The organism is Mycobacterium hackensackense, assembly GCF_025822555.1.
GTDB lineage: Bacteria > Actinomycetota > Actinomycetes > Mycobacteriales > Mycobacteriaceae > Mycobacterium > Mycobacterium fluoranthenivorans.
Genome location: NZ_JACKUC010000023.1, coordinates 22,034 through 28,761, shown reverse-complemented (window position 1 = coordinate 28,761; position 6,728 = coordinate 22,034). Strand labels below are relative to the sequence as shown.

7 protein-coding genes are annotated in these 6,728 nt (G+C 69.2%); 6 read left to right on the top strand and 1 reads right to left on the bottom strand.

The window, feature by feature from the left end:
• The first annotated feature begins 278 nt into the window (after positions 1 to 278).
• The 6 genes from H7J86_RS01545 to recN are packed head-to-tail and all read left to right on the top strand — an operon-like array spanning position 279 to position 5,816.
• Entirely contained in the window at positions 279 to 1,106 is an 828-nt protein-coding gene (locus H7J86_RS01545; RefSeq protein WP_187095884.1) for a tetratricopeptide repeat protein, read from the top strand.
• Between the two features lies 1 nt (position 1,107).
• A complete protein-coding gene (locus H7J86_RS01540; protein WP_267288938.1) occupies positions 1,108 to 2,112 on the top strand; it encodes an HAD-IIA family hydrolase in 1,005 nt (334 codons plus the stop codon).
• Positions 2,113 to 2,139: 27 nt separating this feature from the next.
• On the top strand, positions 2,140 to 2,331 hold the full coding sequence (locus H7J86_RS01535; RefSeq protein ID WP_090361491.1) for a hypothetical protein: 192 nt from the start codon (positions 2,140 to 2,142) through the stop codon (positions 2,329 to 2,331).
• Positions 2,332 to 2,335: 4 nt separating this feature from the next.
• A complete protein-coding gene (locus tag H7J86_RS01530; protein WP_267288936.1) occupies positions 2,336 to 3,142 on the top strand; it encodes a TlyA family RNA methyltransferase in 807 nt (268 codons plus the stop codon).
• Entirely contained in the window at positions 3,139 to 4,062 is a 924-nt protein-coding gene (locus tag H7J86_RS01525; protein ID WP_090361485.1) for an NAD kinase, read from the top strand. Before H7J86_RS01530 ends, H7J86_RS01525 begins: the two co-directional genes overlap by 4 nt.
• Positions 4,062 to 5,816: a DNA repair protein RecN gene (gene recN, locus H7J86_RS01520; protein WP_090361482.1), complete on the top strand. Its 1,755-nt coding sequence runs from the start codon at positions 4,062 to 4,064 to the stop codon at positions 5,814 to 5,816. Before H7J86_RS01525 ends, recN begins: the two co-directional genes overlap by 1 nt.
• Positions 5,817 to 5,822: 6 nt before the next feature.
• Here the strand turns inward: recN and H7J86_RS01515 are convergent, their stop codons facing one another.
• Positions 5,823 to 6,722 carry a pyridoxamine 5'-phosphate oxidase family protein gene (locus tag H7J86_RS01515; protein ID WP_267288934.1) on the bottom strand — a complete coding sequence of 300 codons (900 nt, stop codon included), beginning with the start codon at positions 6,720 to 6,722 and terminating at the stop codon, positions 5,823 to 5,825.
• Between the last annotated feature and the right edge of the window lie 6 nt (positions 6,723 to 6,728).

The window sequence follows — 6,728 nt, the reverse complement described above, 5'->3', positions numbered from 1 at the left end:
AGCTAAGCCTACCAGCGCCGATGATACTACCCTTTCGGGTGGAAAAGTAGGACACCGCCGAACACAATTTAAAGCCCTCGGCCCTCCAATCCCAGATTGGAGGGCCGAGGCATTTGTGCATTCCGGACAATATTCTCCGGACTAAATCTGCCGAATTCGCGCGACTGTCGCGTTTCGCCGGCACCCGGCTATCCTTTCCCAGTACACAACGTTTGCCGGGAGCATGGTTTCCCAGGAACAGTGTCTACTACGAAGAGCGAGCGACCAGGAAGGCCAGCGTGGCGCAGGACAGGCAGGATGGCAGCGGCGAACGACGTCCGCGCCGTACCGACGGCGGACCGCGACGAGGATCTCGCGATCGTCCGAACGCACCTCGCTCCTCGGGTCCGGATCGAGGCCGCCGCGAGCAACCGCACCGCCCGTCCGACGGTGACGCCGAGCGGGCCGCCGGCCCGGCGATACCCAAGGAGATCGAGGCAAAGCAGCTCTCTCCGGAGATTCGCAGCGAGCTGATCACCCTGGACAAGTCCACCGCCGACGTGGTCGCCAGGCATCTGGTGGCGGCCGGCGAACTGCTCGACGAGGACCCGGAGGCCGCACTTGCCCATGCGCGTGCCGCCCGAGCGCGGTCCGGCCGTATCGCCGCGGTCCGCGAAGCCGTCGGTATCGCGGCTTACTTCTGTGGCGACTGGGCCCAGGCCCTCGCCGAACTCAGGGCGGCCCGCCGGATGGGCAGCAAGTCGTCGTTGCTGCCGATGATCGCCGACTGCGAACGCGGCGTCGGCCGGCCGGAACGGGCGATCGAACTCGCCCGCACACCCGAGGCCGAACAGCTGACCGGCGACGACGCCGATGAGCTTCGTATCGTCATCGCCGGTGCCCGTTCCGACCTCGGTCAGCACGAACAGGCCCTTGCCCTGCTGTCGAGCCCACCGCTGGATCCGACCAGGACCGACCAAACCGGTGCCCGGTTGTTCTACGCCTACGCCGAGACACTGGTCGCGCTCGGCCGCAACGACGAAGCGGTGCAGGCTTTCATCCACGCCGCGGCCGCTGACGTCGAAGGCGTCACCGATGCCGAAGAGCGCCTCACCGAGCTGGGCTGACATGGGGACTCTCGTACAGGAGCACGACTGCCTGCTCCTGGATCTGGACGGCACCGTGTTCCGCGGCCACGAGCCCACCCTCGGTGCGGTGCAGAGCCTGGCTTCGGTGGGCCCGCGTGCGCTGTATGTCACCAACAATGCGTCCCGGTCCGCCGCCGAGGTCGCACAGCACCTGCAGGAGCTCGGATTCTCCGCCGGTGAAGCCGATGTCGTCACCAGCGCCCAGAGCGCGGCGCGGCTGCTCGCCGCCCAACTCCCGGCCGGATCCGCGGTCCTGATCGTCGGGACCGATTCGCTGGCCGCGGAGATCAGCGGAGTCGGACTACGCCCCGTGCGCACCCTGGACGAGAACCCGGTGGCGGTGGTCCAAGGGCATTCGCCGTCGACCGGATGGAGCGATCTGGCCGAGGCGGCGCTGGCCATTCGTGCCGGGGCGATCTGGGTGGCTGCCAACGTCGACCGAACACTGCCGTCCGAGCGTGGACTGCTGCCCGGCAACGGCTCGATGGTCGCCGCGCTGCGGACCGCGACCGATCAGGAACCTCAGGTGGCCGGCAAGCCGGCGCCCACTCTGCTCAACGATGCCCTGGCCCGCGGCAGCTTCGGCAGCCCTCTGGTCGTCGGGGATCGCCTCGACACCGATATCGAGGGGGCCAACGCCGCCGGGTTGCCCAGTCTGATGGTGCTCACCGGCGTCAACACCGCCGCCGATATGGTGCACGCCATCCCGGACCAGCGGCCGGTGTTCGTCGCGCCCGATCTGCGATCGCTGCATACCGAGGGCGACACACTGCGGATCGCGGCGCACCCCGCCTGGCAGGTCGACGCGGACGGATCCGTGGTCACCGTGCGCGCCACCGGCGCCGATGCGGGGGACGAGCTGAGCGTGGTGCGCGCCGTCGCTTCCGCGGTGTGGTCCGTCGGGCCGAACGGCGGCCCTGTCGATGTCACCGCCGCGGACGACACGGCCCGTACCGCACTGCAACGCTGGTCGCTGCTGAGCTGACCGGATCGACTAGCGTGATCTCCTGACATGAGTACCGATCCCGAGCAGATCCGCACCGATATCGCCGCACTGCTGGCCGGCCTGCCCGATCCGGCGGTCGTCGGCGTCGAGTCCCTCGATATCGACGCTGTCGCGGTCCGCCTGGAACAGGCCCACGACCTGCTGGTTCGTGCCCTGGAATCGGTGGAGGGCCGCGGCGAAGCGATCCGGGAGCACTGAACCGATGACGCGGCGGGCGCGAGTGGACGCCGAACTGGTGCGACGTGGGCTGGCCCGGTCGCGGCAGCAGGCTGCCGAGCTGATCGGCGCGGGCCGGGTACGCATCGACGGACTGCCCGCCGTCAAACCTGCCACCGCGGTGTCGGTGGATGCCGCGCTGACCGTGGCGGCCGACGAGAAGACCTGGGTCTCGCGCGGCGCGCACAAACTGATCGGCGCACTCGACGCATTCGGTGTGCCGGTGCAGGGGCGTCGCTGTCTGGATGCGGGCGCCTCGACCGGCGGTTTCACCGAGGTGTTGCTGGATCGCGACGCGGCCCACGTCGTGGCCGCGGATGTCGGCTACGGGCAGCTGGCCTGGTCGCTGCGATCGGATGACAGGGTGAGCGTGTTGGAACGCACGAACGTGCGTGAGCTGACCCCGGAGGCGATCGGTGGTGTCGTGGACCTGGTGGTCGCGGATCTGTCGTTCATCTCGCTGACCACCGTGCTTCCCGCACTGACCCGCTGTGCCTCCGCCGACGCCGATATCGTGCCGATGGTGAAGCCTCAGTTCGAGGTCGGCAAGGACCGGGTGGGGGCGGGCGGCGTCGTCTCCGATCCGGCGCTGCGCGCCGACGCGGTACTCGGGGTCGCGCGGCGGGCCGCTGAATTGCATTGGCACACTGTTGATGTCACAGCAAGTCCACTGCCGGGGCCGTCGGGCAACGTCGAGTTCTTCTTACGGTTGCGGACGTCCACCGACCACCCCTTGCAGGGTGACGATCTCGAGCGCGCGATTGCGCGCGCCATTGACGAAGGACCCCAATGACCTGCGAACGCACCGTCCTGGTGGTCGTCCATACCGGCCGCGCCGAAGCCACCGAAACCGCTCGCCGGGTCGAGAAGGTACTCGGCGATCACGGGATCGGGCTACGGGTGCTCACCGCCGAAGCGGTCGATCGGGGTGCGCTGCATCTCAATCCGGACGATATGCGCGCTCTCGGGATCGACATCGAGGTGGTGGACCCCGATGAGCGGGCGGCCGAGGGCTGCGAGGTGGTGCTGGCACTGGGCGGTGACGGGACGTTTCTGCGGGCCGCGGAACTGGCCCGCAACGTCGATATCCCGGTACTGGGAATCAACTTGGGTCGCATCGGGTTTCTCGCCGAGGCCGAAACCGAGGTGCTCGACACGGTCCTGGAACACGTGATCAACCGCAACTACCGGGTCGAGAACCGGATGACCCTGGACATCGTGGTCCGTGAGGGCGGCAAGATCCGGGAACGCGGCTGGGCGCTGAACGAGGCCAGCCTGGAGAAGGGGCCGCGGTTGGGTGTGCTCGGCGTCGTGCTCGAGGTCGACGGCCGGCCCGTGTCGTCCTTCGGCTGCGACGGGGTGCTGGTCTCCACACCGACCGGGTCCACCGCCTACGCGTTCTCGGCCGGCGGGCCGATTCTCTGGCCGGATCTGGAGGCAATTCTGGTGGTGCCCAACAATGCTCACGCATTGTTCGCCCGACCCATGGTCACCAGCCCCAATGCGGCGATCGCCATCGAGGTGGAAGCCGAGGGACACGACGCGATGGTGTTCTGTGACGGGCGCCGCGAGATGGTGGTGCCCGCCGGTGCGCGGGTCGAGGTGACGCGTTGCGGCACCTCGCTGAAGTGGATCCGGCTGGACAGCGCACCGTTCACCGACCGGCTGGTGCGCAAGTTCCGCCTGCCCGTCACGGGATGGCGCGGCCAGTAGTGCTCTCCGAGATCCGTATCGAGTCGCTGGGCGCCATCAGCACCGCGACCGCTGAATTCGACCGGGGCCTGACGGTGCTCACCGGTGAGACCGGTGCCGGTAAGACCATGGTGGTCACCGGATTGCACCTGCTGGGCGGCGCTCGCGCCGATGCGAACCGGGTGCGCACCGGGGCACCGCGCGCCGTGGTGGAGGGCCGGTTCAGCACCGCCGATGTGCACACCGAGGTGGTCGGACGCATCGACGACATCCTCGATTCCTCCGGCGCCGAGCGCGATGACGACGACAGTGTGATCGCCGCGCGGTCGGTGAGCCGGGACGGTCCGTCGCGGGCATATCTGGGTGGCCGCAGCGTGCCGGCCAAATCACTGAGTTCGTTCACCAACGAACTGCTGGCACTGCACGGCCAGAACGATCAGCTGCGGCTCATGCGCCCGGACGAACAGCGCGCGGCGCTGGACCGGTTCGCCGATATCAGTGCGCCGCTGGCCAAGTATCGAGCCGTGCGCGAGGAGTGGCTGTCGGCCCGTCGCGATCTCATCGACCGGACGCAGCGGGCGCGTGAACTCGCCCTGGAGTCTGATCGGTTGACCTTCGGCCTCGGCGAGATCGAGGAGGTGGCACCGCAGCCGGGTGAGGACGACGCGCTGGTCGCCGATATCCGTCGGCTCTCCGAGTTGGACGCCCTGCGCGAGGCTGCCGCGGCCGCCCGGGCCGCGCTGGCCGGCGCACCCGATGACGATGCGGGCGAGTCCGCCTCGGCTGCCAGTGCGGTCGCCCACGCCAAGGCGGCGTTACAGGCCACCGATGACTCCGTGTTGCAGACGCTCGGGCAGCGGCTTGCCGAGGCGGTGGCGGTCATCGGTGACGTGTCCACCGAGCTCGGTGACTACCTGGCCGAGTTGCCCAGTGATGCAAGCACTCTGGAGAGCAAACTGTCGCGTCAGGCCGAACTGCGCGGGCTGACGCGCAAGTATGCCGCCGATATCGACGGCGTACTGGCGTGGGCGAAGGAATCCCGGGAACGGCTGGCTCAGCTCGACGTCTCCGAGGAGGCGCTCTCAGGCCTGCGGGCCCGGGTCGACGAGCTGCACGCCCGCTTGATCGTGGTGGCGGCCGATCTCACCAAGGCCCGCACCAAGGCCGCCAAAGGTCTGGCGAAGGCGGTCACGGCCGAACTCGCCGGGCTTGCCATGAGCGGAGCGGAGTTCGGCATCACCGTATCGGCCCTGCCGGCGCGTGCCGACGATTCCGCGCCGGTCACCTTGCCCGGCGGCACCGTCGTGCACGCCGGCCATGACGGTGTGGACGCCGTCGAGTTCGGGTTCGCCGCGCACCGCGGTACCGACCTGCTGCCGTTGGCCAAGAGCGCCTCCGGCGGTGAACTGTCGCGCGTCATGTTGTCCCTCGAGGTGGTGCTGGCGGCGTCGGCGGCCGGCACCACGATGGTGTTCGACGAGGTCGACGCCGGTGTCGGGGGCCGGGCCGCGGTGCAGATCGGCCGGCGACTGGCGCGGCTGGCGCGCACCCATCAGGTCATCGTCGTCACCCACCTGCCGCAGGTCGCCGCGTACGCCGACACCCACTTGGTGGTGGAGAGCGGGCCCAAGTCCAGCCGGGTGGTACGCCTGGAGGAGGACGACCGCGTCGCCGAGCTGGCCCGGATGCTGGCCGGCCTGGGCGACACCGACACCGGCCGCGCGCATGCGCGCGAACTGCTCGACGCGGCCCAGCAGGAACGCAACGCCCCTTAGGGCCGGTCAGGCCGGGTTGGCGGGGGACAGCTCGGCGGCGCCCCAGCGCAGCGGGCTCGCCTCGGTGAGCTCGACCAGTTCGGACACGGTGAAGTCGATGGAGCACTGCGCCCCGGCGGCGTCGTGGCGTTCCCAGTCGATCCGGGCGGTGCCGGTGAGCTGGATGGTCGATCCCGTGCGCCAGTCGGGGATCAGCAACCCACAATGCGGATTGACGTCGATATTGCCCAGCGTCATGAACATCGAGTTGCCGCGGTAGTCGGGCCAGCGCAACTGGGTTGGTGAGATCACCTGCAGGAAGCCGGGATTGCCGCCCCGGTGCGAGGCATCGGCATTGCCGTCGGTGTCCGCGGACCCGATGAAGAAGGTGTCGGCGGCGGTGATGACCTGCGCGGTGTGTGCGTCCAGTTCCGCCGCATGACGGGCCGCGGGCCGCGCCGGTTCGCCTCGCACCTGCTCGATGTTCCTGCGCGATATGTACTTCGGGCAGTTCGAATACACCTGGTCGGTGTGGACGCGCAGGCCGGCCTGTGAACCGAAGTCGACCGGATCGGCGATCCCGTTGACCCGCATCCGGCGTCGGGTCTGTGGTTCGACCGCGATCATCCCGATCCGGTGCGGGCGCGCCAGGATGTCGCGAAGCGGATCGCCTGATGCGGGCAGCGCCCCGATCATGATGGTCCGCGGGTCCTCGGCGCGCAGGAAACCCGGTCGGCCGGTGATCAGGCCGGCCCACACCCGGCCCGCGTCGTCGGCCGCGCTGACCACCGCCATCGGCTGCTCGGCCAGGAAGTCCGCGGCAGCGGCCGGGATCTCCGCGCGCACCATGCGGCCGACGCGCTCGGCGATCGCACTCTGTCCCAGGCGTTGTTGAACCGCCGCTTCACCTGCGTGATAGAGAGTCATCACAGC

Coding starts and splice junctions, on each gene's coding strand:
- H7J86_RS01540 (WP_267288938.1), top strand. CDS start 1,108: ATGGGGACTCTCGTACAGGAGCACGACTGCCTGCTCCTGGATCTGGAC.
- H7J86_RS01535 (WP_090361491.1), top strand. CDS start 2,140: ATGAGTACCGATCCCGAGCAGATCCGCACCGATATCGCCGCACTGCTG.
- H7J86_RS01530 (WP_267288936.1), top strand. CDS start 2,336: ATGACGCGGCGGGCGCGAGTGGACGCCGAACTGGTGCGACGTGGGCTG.
- H7J86_RS01525 (WP_090361485.1), top strand. CDS start 3,139: ATGACCTGCGAACGCACCGTCCTGGTGGTCGTCCATACCGGCCGCGCC.
- H7J86_RS01515 (WP_267288934.1), bottom strand. CDS start 6,722: ATGACTCTCTATCACGCAGGTGAAGCGGCGGTTCAACAACGCCTGGGA.